11 protein-coding genes and 1 tRNA gene are annotated in these 15,402 nt (G+C 72.7%); 10 read left to right on the top strand and 2 right to left on the bottom strand.

Annotated features, from left to right (window positions below):
• Positions 1 to 151: 151 nt before the first annotated feature.
• From ABZ656_RS34865 to ABZ656_RS34845, 5 genes are all read left to right on the top strand, one after another.
• Positions 152 to 1,045: an FAD binding domain-containing protein gene (locus tag ABZ656_RS34865; RefSeq protein ID WP_101404900.1), complete on the top strand. Its 894-nt coding sequence runs from the start codon at positions 152 to 154 to the stop codon at positions 1,043 to 1,045.
• The gene (locus ABZ656_RS34860) at positions 1,042 to 2,718 is read left to right on the top strand and encodes a (2Fe-2S)-binding protein (RefSeq protein WP_360273360.1); all 1,677 of its coding nucleotides are present in this window, start codon (positions 1,042 to 1,044) and stop codon (positions 2,716 to 2,718) included. The genes ABZ656_RS34865 and ABZ656_RS34860 overlap by 4 nt, the downstream gene beginning before the upstream one ends.
• Positions 2,715 to 5,021 (top strand): molybdopterin cofactor-binding domain-containing protein, encoded by a 2,307-nt coding sequence (locus ABZ656_RS34855; RefSeq protein WP_101404902.1) that lies wholly within the window; start codon positions 2,715 to 2,717, stop codon positions 5,019 to 5,021. The genes ABZ656_RS34860 and ABZ656_RS34855 overlap by 4 nt, the downstream gene beginning before the upstream one ends.
• Positions 5,018 to 5,209 carry a hypothetical protein gene (locus ABZ656_RS34850; RefSeq protein ID WP_101404903.1) on the top strand — a complete coding sequence of 64 codons (192 nt, stop codon included), beginning with the start codon at positions 5,018 to 5,020 and terminating at the stop codon, positions 5,207 to 5,209. Before ABZ656_RS34855 ends, ABZ656_RS34850 begins: the two co-directional genes overlap by 4 nt.
• Positions 5,210 to 5,643: 434 nt before the next feature.
• Complete coding sequence (locus tag ABZ656_RS34845; protein ID WP_360273356.1) at positions 5,644 to 6,822, top strand: SUKH-4 family immunity protein; 1,179 nt, start codon at positions 5,644 to 5,646, stop codon at positions 6,820 to 6,822.
• Between the two features lie 75 nt (positions 6,823 to 6,897).
• Here ABZ656_RS34845 and ABZ656_RS34840 read toward each other — a convergent pair.
• Positions 6,898 to 6,969 (bottom strand) — tRNA-Cys (locus ABZ656_RS34840).
• Between the two features lie 218 nt (positions 6,970 to 7,187).
• Between ABZ656_RS34840 and ABZ656_RS34835 the strand changes: the two genes are divergently transcribed.
• From ABZ656_RS34835 to dapE, 5 genes are all read left to right on the top strand, one after another.
• On the top strand, positions 7,188 to 8,630 hold the full coding sequence (locus ABZ656_RS34835; RefSeq protein ID WP_360273353.1) for an MFS transporter: 1,443 nt from the start codon (positions 7,188 to 7,190) through the stop codon (positions 8,628 to 8,630).
• Positions 8,631 to 8,886: 256 nt separating this feature from the next.
• Complete coding sequence (locus ABZ656_RS34830) at positions 8,887 to 10,686, top strand: DEAD/DEAH box helicase (protein ID WP_101408087.1); 1,800 nt, start codon at positions 8,887 to 8,889, stop codon at positions 10,684 to 10,686.
• A 430-nt stretch (positions 10,687 to 11,116) separates the two neighbouring features.
• Complete coding sequence (locus ABZ656_RS34825) at positions 11,117 to 11,761, top strand: helix-turn-helix domain-containing protein (RefSeq protein ID WP_101408088.1); 645 nt, start codon at positions 11,117 to 11,119, stop codon at positions 11,759 to 11,761.
• A gap of 195 nt (positions 11,762 to 11,956) precedes the next feature.
• Positions 11,957 to 13,459: an amino acid permease gene (locus ABZ656_RS34820; RefSeq protein WP_101404906.1), complete on the top strand. Its 1,503-nt coding sequence runs from the start codon at positions 11,957 to 11,959 to the stop codon at positions 13,457 to 13,459.
• Positions 13,456 to 14,532, top strand: coding sequence for a succinyl-diaminopimelate desuccinylase (dapE, locus tag ABZ656_RS34815; RefSeq protein ID WP_101404907.1), 1,077 nt, complete (start codon positions 13,456 to 13,458; stop codon positions 14,530 to 14,532). The genes ABZ656_RS34820 and dapE overlap by 4 nt, the downstream gene beginning before the upstream one ends.
• Before the next feature lie 103 nt (positions 14,533 to 14,635).
• Here the strand turns inward: dapE and ABZ656_RS34810 are convergent.
• Positions 14,636 to 15,402, bottom strand: a 767-nt coding sequence (locus ABZ656_RS34810) for a helix-turn-helix domain-containing protein (RefSeq protein WP_360273348.1), incomplete at its 5' end; no start/stop codon positions are given.

Below are 15,402 nucleotides of genomic sequence, written 5' to 3'. Positions count from 1 at the left end.
TCTCCCTGGTGAGGGGGCGAATGCCTCCTAGCGGACCCCCGCGTCGGGGGCCGGGGAAGATGTGCCAGAGTTGCCACGTCCGCCCTGTCAGCACGTACCGTACGCGCAACACAGGTGGGACCAGGTGGGGCAGCGGGAAGGGGCAGCCGGTTTGACCACGCACGCACCGCAGGCGGCGCAGGCCGTGACGCTGCCCGCCTCGCTGGACGAGGCAGTGGCGGCGCTGGCCGCCATGCCCGCCGCCGTCCCCGTGGCCGGCGGCACCGACCTCATGGCCGCCGTCAACTCCGGACAGCTGCGGCCCGCCGCGCTCGTCGGCCTCGGCCGGATCAGCGAGATCCGCGGCTGGCAGTACCAGGACGGCCACGCGCTGCTCGGCGCCGGCCTCACCCACGCCCGCATGGGGCGCCCCGACTTCGCGGCCCTCATCCCGGCGCTCGCCGCCGCCGCGCGCGCCGCGGGACCGCCGCAGATCCGCAACGCCGGCACCCTGGGCGGCAACATCGCCTCGGCGGCTCCCACGGGGGACGCGCTGCCCGTGCTGGCCGCCCTGGAAGCCACGCTGATCATCGCGGGCCAGGGCGGAGCCCGCCGTGAGATCCCGGTGTCGCACCTGCTCGCGGGCATGGAGATGCTCCGCGGCGGCGAACTCATCGGCTACGTGCGTGTGCCGCTGCTGCACGCGCCGCAGGTCTTCCTGAAGGCGACCGGACGCACCGGACCCGGGCGCGCCATCGCGTCCGTGGCGCTCGTCCTGGACCCGGCGCGGCGCGGCGTGCGGTGCGCCGTGGGCGCCATAGCGCCGATGCCGCTGCGGCCCCTGGACGCGGAGGCGTGGGTCGCCCAGCTGATCGACTGGGACAACAGCCGGTCGATCGTGCCGGAGGCGCTCAACGCCTTCGGGGAGTACGTCGCCGCGGCCTGCATCCCCGATCCCGTCCCGGCCGAGGACGGCTCCGTACAACAGCTTCCGCCGGCCGTACTGCACCTGCGGCGCACCGTCGCCGCGCTGGCCCGACGAGCACTGGGGAGGGCACTGTCGTGACCGACGACCAGCACGGAGAGGGCACTCCGCGGACCAGCGGCAGGTGGGACCCCCTCCCGCAGGGGGACTACGACGACGGCGCCACCGCCTTCGTCAAGCTCCCCGAGGGCGGAATCGACGCCCTTTTGGCGGAACGAGAGACGCCCCTCGCGGCGCCCGGCCACGGCTATGTGCCTCCCCGGATCGCCGCGGCGCCGCCGGCGGCCGACCCCGGGGCGACAGGCACCTGGGCCGCGCCGGCCGAGGCCGTCCAGTGGCCGGACCCCAACGCCGCGCACCAGGAAGCCGTACGCCACGAGACCGGGCGCCAGGAGTCCGGGTATCAGCAGGCGGCGCATGACGGGTTCTCGTACCACCCCGGCGCCACCGGCCAGTGGGACTTCGGGGAGGCCGCCCGGGAGGGTGCCTCCTCCGGTCACCACCCGGCAGACGCGCCCGGACACGACGTCACCGGGCAGTGGTCGATTCCGGTCGCCGAAGGCGATCTTCCGGACGAATCGGGCGAGTTCACCACGTCGGCCCTGGTCGAGCAGTGGGGCGGCACCCCGCCCGCCACGCTCCCGGGCGGCGCGGCAGCGCCCTGGGCGACCACGGAGATCGGTGAGCCGTGGTCCGCCGCACCGCGAGCGGCGACCCCCGAGGCCCCGCAGGCTTCTGAGGGCCCCGTGGAGCCCACGCGGCACATGCATGGGGAATCGGCCGCCGAGGCCGCCCGGACGGCCGCGCAGACCGCTCACACGGCTCCTGAGCCGGTCGCCGGGCGCATGCCCGCGACGGCCGAGGCGTACGGGACCCCGGACGGGGCCGAACCGGACCCCGACCCGGCCACGCCGGCTGCCCCGGCAGCGGTTCCGGAGGACTCCTCGGAGTACGTTTCCGAGCACCCTTCGGAGCATCCCGAGCACCCCGAGCACCCCGAGCACCCCGAGCACCCCGAGCACCCCGAGCACCCCGAGCACCCCGAGCCGGACGCCCCCGGTGCGGAGGCGAGCGACCCGGACACCCCTGCGCCGCCCCCGCACGACGAACACCCCCTGGCCTCCTACGTCCTGCGCGTCAACGGCGCCGACCGCCCCGTGACCGATGCCTGGATCGGCGAGTCGCTGCTCTACGTCCTGCGCGAGCGCCTCGGCCTCGCGGGCGCCAAGGACGGCTGCTCGCAGGGCGAGTGCGGAGCCTGCAACGTGCAGGTGGACGGGCGGCTCGTGGCGTCCTGCCTGGTGCCCGCCGTCACCGCCGCGAGCAGTGAAGTGCGTACGGTCGAAGGCCTCGCCGCCGACGGACAGCCCTCGGACGTGCAGCGCGCCCTCGCCAAGTGCGGCGCGGTGCAGTGCGGTTTCTGCGTCCCGGGCATGGCCATGACCGTGCACGACCTCCTCGAGGGCAACCCGGCCCCCACCGAACTCGAGACCCGCCAGGCGCTGTGCGGCAACCTGTGCCGCTGCTCCGGCTACCGCGGGGTCCTGGACGCCGTACGCGAGGTCGTCGCCGAACGCGAGGCGCACAGCGCGGCCGCCGCCGAGGCCACGCCGGACGCCGACGAGCCGCGCATCCCGCACCAGGCGGGGCCCGGCGCGGGCGGCGTCAACCTGTCGGCGTTCGAGGACCCTTCTCCGTACGACTCCCAGGCGCCGCATGAGCAGCCGTACGGCCAGGACGGAGGCCAGGCGTGAGCAACGAGACCGCGACCGCGACTCCCGCGGCACCCGACACCGGCCCCGAGCCGCTGCCGCACGGGCTCGGCGTGTCGCTGCCCGCCGCGGAGGCCCGCGCCAAGACGGAGGGCACCTTCCCGTACGCGGCCGACCTGTGGGCCGAGGGCCTGCTGTGGGCGGCCGTGCTGCGCTCGCCGCACCCGCACGCGCGCATCGTGTCCATCGACACCAGCCACGCGCGTGAGATGCCCGGCGTACGGGCGGTCATCACCCACGAGGACGTGCCCGGCGCCGCCCTGCACGGCCGCGGCCGTGCGGACCGTCCGGTGTTCGCCTCGGAGGTCGTACGCCACCACGGCGAGCCCATCGCGGCCGTCGCCGCCGATCACCCGGACACCGCCCGGATGGCCGCCGCGGCCGTCATCGTCGAGTACGAAGTACTCGACCCGGTGACCGACCCTGAGCAGGCGTTCGAGGCCGAACCCCTGCACCCCGACGGCAACCTGATCCGGCACATCCCGCTGCGCCACGGCGATCCGGACGCCGTCGGCGAGATCGTCGTCGAGGGCCTGTACCGCATCGGCCGCCAGGACCCGGCCCCGATCGGCGCCGAGGCCGGACTCGCCGTGCCCCGCCCGGACGGCGGCGTCGAGCTCTACGTCGCCTCCACCGACCCGCACACCGACCGCGACACCGCCGCCGCCTGCTACGGCCTGGAGCCCGAGCGGGTGAAGGTCGTCGTCACCGGAGTGCCCGGCGCCACCGCCGACCGCGAGGACCAGGGCTTCCAGCTCCCGCTCGGCCTGCTGGCCCTGCGGACCGGCTGCCCGGTGAAGATCACCGCGACCCGCGAGGAGTCCTTCCTCGGCCACGCCCACCGGCATCCCACCCTCCTGCGCTACCGCCACCACGCCGACACCGAGGGCAGGTTGGTGAAGGTCGAGGCGCAGATCCTGCTCGACGCGGGCGCCTACGCCGACACGTCCGCCGAGTCGCTGGCCGCCGCGGTCTCCTTCGCCTGCGGTCCCTACGTCGTCCCGAACGCCTTCATCGAGGGCTGGGCCGTGCGCACCAACAACCCGCCCTCCGGCCATGTGCGCGGCGAGGGCGCCATGCAGGTCTGCGCCGCGTATGAGGCGCAGATGGACAAGCTCGCCAAGAAGCTCGCTCTCGACCCCGCCGAACTGCGCCTGCAGAACGCGATGGCCACCGGGGACGTGCTTCCGACGGGCCAGACGGTGACCTGCCCGGCCCCGGTCGCCGAACTGCTCCAGGCCGTACGCGACTACCCTCTGCCCGCGCTCCCCAAGGACACCCCCGAGGACGAGTGGCTGCTCCCGGGCGGCCCCGAGGGCGCGGGCGAACCCGGCGCCGTACGCCGCGGGGTCGGCTACGGCCTCGGCATGGTCCACATGCTCGGCGCAGAGGGCGCGGACGAGGTCTCCACGGCCACGGTCAAGGTCCACGACGGCGTCGCCACCGTCCTGTGCGCGGCCGTCGAGACCGGCCAGGGCTTCACGACACTGGCCCGCCAGATCGTCCAGGAGACCCTCGGCATCGACGAGGTGCACGTGGCGCCGGTCGACACCGACCAGCCGCCCGCAGGCCCCAGCTGCCGTGGCCGCCACACCTGGGTGTCGGGCGGAGCGGTCGAACGCGCCGCGAAGATGGTCCGTACGCAGCTCCTGCAGCCTCTGGCGCACAAGTTCGGCATGTCCACGGAGCTCCTCCAGATCACCGACGGCAAGATCACCTCGTACGACGGTGTGCTCTCGACCACCGTCACGGAGGCGATGGACGGCAAGGAGCTGTGGGCCACCGCGCAGTGCCGCCCGCACCCGACCGAGCCGCTGGACGAGGCGGGCCAGGGCGACGCCTTCGTGGGCCTGGCCTTCTGCGCGATCCGCGCGGTGGTGGACGTGGACATCGAACTGGGCTCGGTACGGGTGGTGGAGCTGGCGCTCGCCCAGGACGTCGGCCGGATCCTCAACCCCGCCCAGCTCACGGCCCGTATCGAGGCGGGCGTCACCCAGGGCGTCGGTGCCGCGCTCACGGAGAACCTCCGCACCGCCCGCGGCCTGGTCCGCCACCCCGACCTCACGGGTTACGCCCTCCCGACCTCCCTGGACGCCCCCGACATCCGCATCGTCAAGCTCGTCGAGGAGCGCGACGTCGTCGCCCCCTTCGGCGCGAAGGCGGCCAGCGCGGTGCCGGTCGTGACGTCCCCGGCGGCCGTCGCGTCCGCCGTACGGGCGGCGACGGGCCGCCCCGTCAACCGCCTCCCGATCCGTCCGCAAGCCGCCGTGGTGAACGCGTCATGAGCACCCCCGAGCCGACGACCCACGATCCCGAGCCGACGACCCACGATCCCGAGCCGACGACCCACGATCCCGATCCCGAGCAGCCGCGCTACGAGCCTCCGCCGAGCGTCGGGAAGCTGGCGCTGTGGGTACTGCTGTTCGTCGTGGCGGCCGTGGTGGTCGTCCTGGGCGGCGTGTACTTCACCTGAGTTCCCGTATCCCTGCGGTGACGCCTGCCCAGGCGTGAAAATGGGGCGGGTCCGTCCGCTCGACGCCGGTCACTTCTTGGACACAGAGCCCGTACCTGAGTCTGGCGTTGGGAGCCGTTCCGAGGGCTACGCACTGTCGCCTTGAGCACGCCGTTCAGGCTCTCACCTGTCCCTCAGCTCCTCGGGCGGCCCTTCCTGTCGCCCGTGGCTGGGATTTTCCGTTCAGACGGCTGACGGCTGACGGCTGACGGCCGCGGCAAGGCGCCCCCGATGGCTTGAACCCGCGTGTTTCCGGGCCGTACGACCTGCGTGCCTGCGGGTTTCCGGCGTTGTCAGTGGGGCGGCGTATGGTTCTCGGTCAGTGGGGAACTGCCGCTGGGCGGCGGCGAGTTCCCCGCGGGAAGCACATATGCGTTCACATGCGCGGGGGAGCCATGAGTACGACTGACACCGATGTCGTCGGCGCGATCACGCTGACCGAGGACGAGCTGGATCCATACATCACGCACACGGACACACGGCAGTGGCTGACGGGGCACGGGCTGCCGGCCGAGGGCACGCTGCTGGGCTTCGGCGCGCTGCGGGAGCACGGGCTGCGCAGGGTCGCCGACCTGGCCGGTGACGCCGACAAACTCGCCACGGAGCTCCAGGACCAGCTGGTCGTGGGAGCCCTGCGGACCTTCGACCGGGACCTGGAGTCGATCGTCCTCGACGGGGCGACGGGGAAGGTCGCCACGACGTACTTCTTCTCCGACCCGGCTCTGATGGACCTCGCGCCCCTGGCCCCCTCCCTGGAAGCCCTGGTGCGCTTCTCGGCGGCGACGGAGGAGCTGACGGCGTCCCGCGGCCGGTTCGCCTCCTACGAGGGCCGGTTCGGCCCGAAGGCGGTCACGGAGGCCTCCGAGTCCCTCGCCGCGGTCTTCGCGGCGGGCGCGGGCGGCGAGGTGGCGCCGTACTGGCGGATGGCCGCCCTGATCCGCCCCCTCGCCCGGATCGCGGGCCCCGGCGAGGGCCTCACCCTCGACCTGCCCAAGCGGCTGCTGGACGAGGAGTTCGGCGCGGGCGCGATCATGCGCTTCGAGGACGTCGACTTCCCGCCCGCGCTCGTGCACGAGCCGACCCGTCGCTTCCTGCGCGAGACCGGCCTGCCCGAGGACGGCCTCCTCTTCCAGCTGGACACGGAAGTGCCCCTGCCGGCCCTCGCCGACTACTACGCGGACCAGCGCCCCGACGACTTCTCCGCCGACGAACTCCCCCCGACGGCCGACCGCCTGATACGCCTCGGCTACCTCATCGAGGACACCAGCCTCGTGGTGGACGGCACCACGGGGGCAGTCCTCGCCTGGAGCGAGCCGGACATCACCCTGCGCCCCCTCAACGCCGACATCTCCACCCTCGCCTTCACCCTCTGGCTGCTCCACCGCGAGAAGGCCCTCGACGCGGCCCACGACCTCACCGACTCCTACGAGCAACTGGCCGCCACCATGGCCCAGACCCTCGCCACGGTCGACCCGGTCGCCTGCGACCCCACCCCCACGCTGGAGGGCGACGACGGCTGGCGCTACTGGCCGGAGATATTCGAGGACGAGGCGGGCGGCACCCTCCACGGCTAGCCGCCGGACGGCCACGCCCCCCACGCGTGGCTCGGCCGCCCCCGGGCCGCGGGGACGGCCGATCCACCTCACAGGAGGCCGTGGCGGGAATTGAACCCGCGTAACTCGCTTTGCAGGCGAGCCCCTGAACCACTCGGGCACACGGCCGTTCTCAGGTGCGGCACGGCTCACTCGTTCCGAACCTGATGGGTTGAACGTAGGCGGGGCGGAGGGTGGGCTCAAGGGGTGCGGGGGCGCTGCAACGGGACTGCCATACGCCGTTCATGAATGCCGGTTCTCGGGCCCTGGGTGTACGACCAAAGGCCCAGACGATCACGGTCTCCGGACAGGAGTCACTGTCGGTTGTGGCCCTTACGCTGGCGGCCATGACAGCGCTGGAAGCACGTGATGTCGCGACCGCCCCGCCCGAGGACAAGGGCGTGGGAGGTGTGCTGAGCCGCCCCTACCGGGCGCTCAGCATCGGGATCGTGTTCGTGGAGCTGCTGATCGCCTTCGAGGCCACGGCCGTCGGGACGGCGATGCCCGTCGCGGCACGGGAGCTCGACGGGGTGTCGTTGTACGCGTTCGCGTTCTCGGCGTATTTCACGACGAGCCTGTCCGGGATGGTGTTCGCCGGGCAGTGGGCGGACCGCCGCGGGCCCCTGGCGCCGCTGACCACGGGGATCACGGCCTTCGCGGCCGGACTGCTGCTGTCCGGGACGGCCGGGACCATGTGGCTGTTCCTTCTCGGGCGGGCGGTGCAGGGGCTCGGCGGCGGGCTGGTCGTCGTGGCCTTGTACGTCGTCGTGGTGCGGGCCTACCCGGAGCGGCTGCGCCCGGCGATCATGGCGGCGTTCGCGGCGAGCTGGGTGATTCCGTCCGTGGTCGGACCGTTGATCGCGGGCACGGTCACCGAACATCTGGGCTGGCGCTGGGTGTTCACCGGGATACCGGTGCTGGTCGTGTTTCCGCTGGCGCTCGCGCTGCCGCGGATACGACGGCTGTCGTCCGGGCGGTCGGCGGACGCGGGGAGCGCCGGTCGCGAGCCCTTCGAGCGGCGGCGCATCCGGCTGGCGCTCGGGATCTCGCTCGGCTCCGGACTCCTCCAGTACGCCGCCCAGGACCTGGGCCCGCTCTCGCTCGTCCCCGGCCTCGCGGGCGCCGCACTGCTCGTCCCGGCCGTCCTCGGGCTGCTGCCGCGCGGCACCTACCGGGCGGCGCGCGGGCTGCCGTCCGTGGTGCTGCTGCGCGGGCTCGCGGCCGGTTCCTTCATCGCCGCCGAGTCCTTTGTGCCCCTCATGCTGGTCACCCAGCGCGGGCTGTCGCCGACGCTCGCCGGGTTCTCCCTCGCGGCGGCCGGCGGGACCTGGGCGCTGGGGTCGTATGTGCAGTCGCGGCCACGGGCGGAGCCGTACCGGGACCGGCTGATGTTCCTCGGGATGGTGCTGCTGGCGGCGGCCGTCGTCGCCGTGCCCAGCGTGCTGATTCCCGCGGTGCCCGTGTGGATCGTCGCCGTCGCCTGGGGGTTCGGCTGCTTCGGGATGGGACTGGTGATCGCCTCGACCAGCGTGCTGCTGCTGCGCCTCTCGGCGCCGGAGGAAGTCGGCTCCAACTCCGCCGCGCTCCAGATCTCCGACGGCCTCTCCGACATCGTGCTCCTCGCGGCGGGCGGCGCGGCCTTCGCGGCGCTGGGCGGCGGCAAGGTCGCGGAGACGGCCACCTCGACGGCCGACGGTTCCCACCCGACCGCGTTCGCGGCCGTGTTCCTTCCGATGGCGGGGGTGGCGTTGGTGGGGGCCTGGGTGACCACGCGATTGCGAGAGCGGTGATCTGGAAGGAGAGCAGTGTTCCGGTCCGGCCGAGCGCGGTCATCGTGAACCGGCCGAGCTCGTAGTGCCTGGTCATCGCCATGGCGGCCGGTGAAGAGCAGGACATCGGGGTGATCGGCGGGCGGTCGCGGGGTTTGTGAGGTGGGTCCCATCCGCGGGTGACCCGGCGTCGTCCGCGCGTTGACAGCTCCGGGGCGCCGGTAGGGTGGCCCGGTTGTCATACGTAGCCGAGCCGCTCGACCAAACCACGGAGACCGTGACTACCACCGCCGCCAGCGCATCCACCTCGCACCACCTCTCACCCGCCTTCCCCGGCCGCGCCCCCTGGGGTACCGCCAGCAAGCTGCGTGCCTGGCAGCAGGGGGCGCTGGAGAGGTACATCCAGGAGCAGCCGCGCGACTTCCTGGCTGTCGCCACGCCCGGCGCCGGCAAGACGACGTTCGCGCTGACGCTCGCGTCCTGGCTGCTGCACCATCACGTCGTGCAGCAGGTGACCGTGGTCGCGCCGACCGAGCACCTGAAGAAGCAGTGGGCGGAGGCCGCCGCGCGGATAGGGATCAAGCTGGATCCCGAGTACAGCGCCGGTCCGCTCAGCAAGGAGTACCACGGCGTCGCCGTGACGTACGCGGGTGTGGGCGTGCGGCCCATGCTCCACCGCAACCGCGTCGAGCAGCGCAAGACCCTCGTCATCCTCGACGAGATCCACCACGCCGGTGACTCCAAGTCGTGGGGCGAGGCCTGTCTCGAAGCGTTCGAGCCAGCCACTCGGCGGCTCGCGCTCACCGGTACGCCCTTCCGGTCCGACACCAATCCGATTCCCTTTGTGACATACGAAGAGGGAAATGACGGTATTCGGCGGTCTTCCGCCGATTACACCTACGGATACGGGTCCGCTCTGGGGGACGGGGTCGTGCGGCCTGTCATCTTCCTCTCCTACAGCGGCAACATGCGGTGGCGCACGAAGGCGGGGGACGAGATCGCGGCCCGCCTCGGCGAGCCGATGACCAAGGACGCCATCTCGCAGGCCTGGCGCACCGCGCTCGACCCGCGCGGCGAGTGGATGCCCAGTGTGCTGCGCGCCGCCGACCAGCGGCTGACCGAGGTCAGGAAGGGCATTCCGGACGCGGGCGCGCTCGTCATCGCCTCCGACCAGGACTCCGCGCGCGCGTACGCCAAGCTCATCCGTGAGATCACCGGGACGAAGGCGACCCTCGTCCTGTCCGACGACACGGGCGCGTCCAACAGGATCGACGAGTTCAGCCACAGCGAGGACCGGTGGATGGTCGCCGTCCGCATGGTGTCCGAGGGCGTCGACGTGCCGCGGCTCGCTGTCGGCGTGTACGCCACCACCATCTCCACGCCCCTCTTCTTCGCGCAGGCCGTCGGCCGTTTCGTACGGTCCCGGCGGCGTGGCGAGACCGCCTCCGTCTTCCTTCCGACCGTCCCCGACCTCCTCGGCTTCGCCAACGAGATGGAGGTCGAGCGCGACCACGTCCTCGACAAGCCCAAGAAGGAGGGCGAGGAGGACCCGTACGCCGAGTCCGAGCAGGAGATGGACGAGGCGAACCGGGAGCAGGACGAGGACACCGGCGAGCAGGAGCAGTTCTCCTTCGAGGCGCTGGAGTCCGAGGCCGTCTTCGACCGAGTGCTCTACGACGGCGCCGAGTTCGGGATGCAGGCCCACCCGGGGAGCGAGGAGGAGCAGGACTACCTCGGGATTCCGGGGCTGCTCGAACCCGACCAGGTGCAGCTGTTGCTCCAGAAGCGGCAGGCGCGGCAGATCGCGCACAGCCGCAAGAAGCCCGACGAGGAGGCCGACCTTCTCGAACTGCCTGCCGAGCGGCGGCCCGTGGTCTCGCACAAGGAGATGCTGGAACTGCGCAAGCAGCTCAACACCATGGTCGGCGCGTACGTCCACCAGAGTGGTAAGCCGCACGGTGTGATCCACACCGAACTGCGCCGCGTGTGCGGGGGGCCGCCGAGCGCGGAGGCGACGGCGGGGCAATTGCGGCAGCGGATCGCCAAGGTGCAGGAGTGGGCCACCCGTATGCGGTGACGCTGTGCGCTGTGCCGGGGCGGTCGCGGTTCGTGGGGCGCTGGTTGTGCTTCGGCTGTGGACCGTCTGTGGCTGGTCGCGCAGTTCCCCGCGCCCCTTCCAGGGTCGTGTGCGCCGTCTGTGGGGGGCGTGTGCGCCGGGTGGTGTGTGCTGTACGTACGAGGACAAAGGCTCTGTAAAGGGGAAGAGTCCGTACCAGGCCATGACCGGATTCTGGACGGAGACTTCCGCTGAGCGAACCGGCTCGCTACTGTCCCGCTACGCACACGCCCCGTGGCAGCGCCGCCGCGGAGCGCAGCCGTGTAGCGACTCCGCCCGGGAAGAGCCCGGGTCGTCAGCCGACGGCGGCCTCTGAAGCGCGTCGCCGACGGGACTCGGAGACGCAACCGCCGCGAGGGGCCGCCGACTTCACCACTAAGGAGTGGGCGTCGTGACCGCGGAGACCTCTCAGACGCTCGACCGGGGACTGCGTGTCCTCAAGCTGCTCGCCGACACGGACCACGGGCTGACCGTCACCGAGCTCTCGAACAAACTGGGCGTCAACCGGACCGTTGTGTACCGCTTGCTCGCCACGCTGGAGCAGCACGCGCTCGTACGCCGGGATCTGGGCGGCCGCGCCCGGGTCGGGCTGGGGGTACTGCGACTGGGGCGCCAGGTGCATCCGCTGGTACGGGAGGCCGCGCTGCCGGCGCTGCGCGCGCTGGCCGAGGACATAGGGGCCACGGCTCATCTCACGCTCGTCGACGGGACCGAGGCGCTCGCCGTCGCCGTCGTGGAGCCGACGTGGACGGACTATCACGTCGCCTACCGCGCCGGGTTCCGCCATCCGCTGGACCGGGGCGCCGCGGGCCGCGCGATCCTCGCCGCCCGGCAGCCGGGCCCGGCGGACGCCCCGGGATACACGCTCACGCACGGGGAGTTGGAGGCGGGTGCGAGTGGGGCCGCCGCTCCCCTGATAGGGGTGACCGGGGTCGAGGGCAGCGTCGGTGTCGTCATGCTCGCGGACTCCGTGCCGGAACGGGTGGGGCCGAGGGTCATGGACGCGGCGCGGGAGGTCGCGGACGCGCTGCGCTGACGCTCCGCGCTCCGCCGCACCGACCCCCGCGCCCTGTTGCGCCAACGGTCCTTGTTTCCAGTCACCCCCTGGCTTTGGCCGACCCGCCAAACAGCCCCCGCCATCTCTGGCCGATGCGCCCACCGCCCGTCGCCCCGCCCTCCGCATCATCAGGGCACTGAAGGCGGAACGGTGAACGGTGGAGGGAGACAAGGCGTGGAGACGCAGACGGTACGTACACGGCCGGACGTCGGCCGAGGAGGCGGACGGGCGGCTCGGCTGACCCGGCGTCAGGGCGTCGGATCGCTGGTCGCCGAGGCCGCCGGGAGCCCGCTCAGGCGGACGATGGGCGTCGGGCAGCTCACCCTGCTCAGCGTGGGCGCGACGCTCGGCACCGGCATCTTCGTGGTCCTCGGCCAGGCGGTGCCCGAGGCCGGTCCCGCCATCGTCGTGTCGTTCGTCCTGGCCGGTGTGACCGCGCTGTTCTCCGCGCTGTCGTACGCCGAGCTGGCCGGCATGATCCCGGGCTCCGGCTCCTCGTACAGCTATGCGTACGCCACCCTCGGCGAGCTCGTCGCCTGGGTGTGCGGCTGGTGTCTGATCCTGGAGTACGGGGTGTCCGTGGCCGCCGTCGCGGTCGGCTGGGGGCAGTACGTCAACGAACTGCTCGACCTGACCGTCGGAGTCACCCTCCCCGACACGCTCAGCGCGCCGCCCGGCGCCGGCGGTGTCCTCAACATCCCCGCCGCCGCCATCGTCGTCCTCGCCATGGCTGTGCTGCTGCGCGGAGCGAAGGAGAGCGCCGTCGCCAACACCGTCATGGTCGGCGTGAAGATCGCCGCCCTGGTGATGTTCTGCGCGGTCGCCTTCACCGCCTTCCGCGCCGGGAACTTCACGCCCCTCTTCCCGCTCGGCACCGCCGGCATGAGCGCGGGCGCCGCCTCGCTCTTCTTCTCCTACATCGGCTTCGACGCCGCCTCGACGGCGGGGGAGGAGGCGAAGAACCCGCAGCGCGACCTGCCGCGCGCGATCATCCTCTCCCTCGTCCTCGTCACCGCCCTGTACGTCCTCGTCGCGGTCGCCGCGCTCGGCGCGATGCCGTGGAGGAAGTTCGAGGGCACCGAGGCCACGCTGAGCCAGGTGCTCGTGCAGTCCGTCGGCGGCGGCAGCCTGTGGCCGATCCTGCTCTCCATCGGGGCGGTCGTGGCCACCACGAGCGTCGTGCTCACCGTGCAGTACGGGCAGATCCGCATCCTCTTCGCGATGTCGAGGGACGGGCTCGTGCCGCCGCTGTTCTCCAAGGTGCACCCCACCACCGGGGTGCCGCGCGCCAACACGGTCATCGTCTCCACTTTCATCGCCGTGCTCGCCGCGCTCGTCCCGCTGGGCGCGCTCGCGGACGCCACCAGCATCGGTACGCTCTTCGCCTTCATGCTGGTCAACCTGGCGGTCGTCCTGCTGCGCCGCCGCAGCCCGGAGGCACCCCGCTCCTTCCGGGTCCCCTTCTCGCCGGTGACGCCGATCCTGGGTGTGGGCTTCTGCGTCTACATGCTGTTCAGCCTGGGGCCGGACACCTGGGTCGCGTTCGGCGCGTGGATGGCCGTCGGCCTGGTGATCTACTGGCTGTACGGGATCAAGCACTCCAAGCTCGGAGACAAGCCCGGAGACAAGCCCGGCGAGAAAATCGGCGACAGACTCGGCGACGAGGAAGCGGCGTGAACACCCTCGACCTCACCGCCGACGTCGTCGCCCTCACCCGTGCCCTCGTCGACCTCCCCTCCGAGAGCGGCGAGGAGGCCCGGCTCGCGGACGCCGTCGAGGCGGCCCTCGCCGCTCTCCCGCACCTCACCGTGGAGCGGATCGGCAACTCGGTGGTCGCCCGCACCGGCCTCGGCCACCCCGAACGGATCCTGATCGCGGGCCACTTGGACACCGTTCCCGCCGCCGGGAACCTGCCGTCCCTCCTGCGGGGCGACCTCCTGTACGGGCTCGGCGCCTGCGACATGAAGGGCGGCGTCGCCGTCGCACTCCGGCTGGCGGCGACGCTCCCCACGCCCACCCGCGACCTCACGTACGTCTTCTACGAGTGCGAGGAGGTCGAGGGCGACCGCAACGGGCTCGGCCGGATCGCCGCCGTACGGCCGGAGTTGCTGAAGGCCGACCTCGCGATCCTCATGGAGCCGTCCGACGCCGGGGTCGAGGCGGGCTGCCAGGGTGTACTGATGGCCGACATCACGGTCCGCGGCGAGCGCGCGCACACCGCGCGTGCCTGGCGGGGTGTGAACGCCGCGCACCGCGCCGGGGCCGTCCTCCAGCGCCTCGCCGACCACACCCCGGAACGGGTGGTGATCGACGGTCTGGAGTACCGGGAGGGGCTGAACGCCGTCGCCGTACGCGCCGGGGTCGCGGGCAACGTCGTCCCCGACGAGTGCGTGATCACCGTCAACTCGCGCTTCGCACCGAGCCGTTCGGCCGAGGAGGCGGAGAAGTACGTACGGGATCTCTTTCCCGAGGACGAGTACGAGGTCGACGTCACGGAGGTCGTGCCGGGCGCGCTGCCCGGGCTCGACCGGCACGCGGTCGCCTCGCTCGTCCGCGTGCTGGGCGCCACGCCCCGTCCGAAGCTGGGCTGGACGGACGTGGCCCGTTTCGCCGCCCTCGGCACGCCCGCCCTCAACTACGGCCCGGGCGATCCGGTCCTCGCGCACACGGCGGGGGAGTACGTCCCGGTGGCGCAGCTGCGGGCGTGCGAGGACCGGTTGGCGCGGTGGCTCACGCGGGGAGGCCGCTGAGCCACTCCAGAGGGAACTTGGTGCAGACGTACGGGTGCTGACGCGGCTGCTGGAGGTCTTCGAGGACGTGGACGTCAACTGACGGCCAGGGCCGAAGGGCGGCTCAGTGGCGGCTGCCGAGCCCGCCCAGGGTCCTCAACTGGAGCCACAGCACCAGCCGTTCGTCGGGATCGTCGAGGTCGATGCCGAGCTGCTGCCGGGCCTGCCGGAGGCGGTAGCGGCAGGTGTTGGCGTGTACGGCGAGCAGCCGCGCCGCGCCCGCCATGTCGCAGCCCGCTTCCAGCCAGGCGACGAGGGTGCGGGCGTACTCGGTGCCGTGCTCGGCGTCGTACGCGAGGACCCGCCGCCACCCGCCCGCGCTCAACTCCCGCCGCTCGCCGAGGACTTCGGCAAGCCGCAGCAGGGTGACGCGCGGCCTCACCTCCTCCACGGTCGCCACCGGCAGCTCCGGGCCCAGGACCCGCAGCACGAGGTCGGCGTCGTCCCGGGAGGCCCGCACCTGCGCGAGCCCGGAGACCACGTCCCCCAGTCCGGCCCGTACGGGCACCCGCAGTGCCTGCCCGGCCCGCCCCACGATGTCCTCCGCCAGCCCTCTGTGCCGCGCCCCGCCACGTTCCCCGACCGCCGGCAGCAGCGCGTACACGACCCCGTCGACCAGGACGCCCGCGTGCCGCCCGTAGCGCGCCTCGCACTGGAGGCGCACGAGATCCAGGAGCCGTAGCGCGGTCTGTTCGACGTCCGCCGCCGAGACACTGGAGTCCAGGACGAAGGCGGCAACGCGCACGGGCGCCGGGTTTCCGTCCGGGCCGAGGCCCAGCCCCAAGCGGTGGGCGGCGCCCGCCGGGTCGGCGGTGCCGTCGGATCGGAAAG

The organism is Streptomyces sp. NPDC007095 (assembly GCF_040634475.1).
Classification (GTDB): Bacteria; Actinomycetota; Actinomycetes; order Streptomycetales; family Streptomycetaceae; genus Streptomyces.
The sequence above is the reverse complement of the archived record's forward strand: the minus strand, read 5'-3'. Positions and strand labels throughout refer to the sequence as shown.

Excerpts from the sequence above, each read along its gene's own strand:
- ABZ656_RS34845 (WP_360273356.1), top strand. The coding sequence starts at position 5,644 with ATGAGTACGACTGACACCGATGTCGTCGGCGCGATCACGCTGACCGAG.
- ABZ656_RS34835 (WP_360273353.1), top strand. The coding sequence starts at position 7,188 with ATGACAGCGCTGGAAGCACGTGATGTCGCGACCGCCCCGCCCGAGGAC.
- ABZ656_RS34850 (WP_101404903.1), top strand. The coding sequence starts at position 5,018 with ATGAGCACCCCCGAGCCGACGACCCACGATCCCGAGCCGACGACCCAC.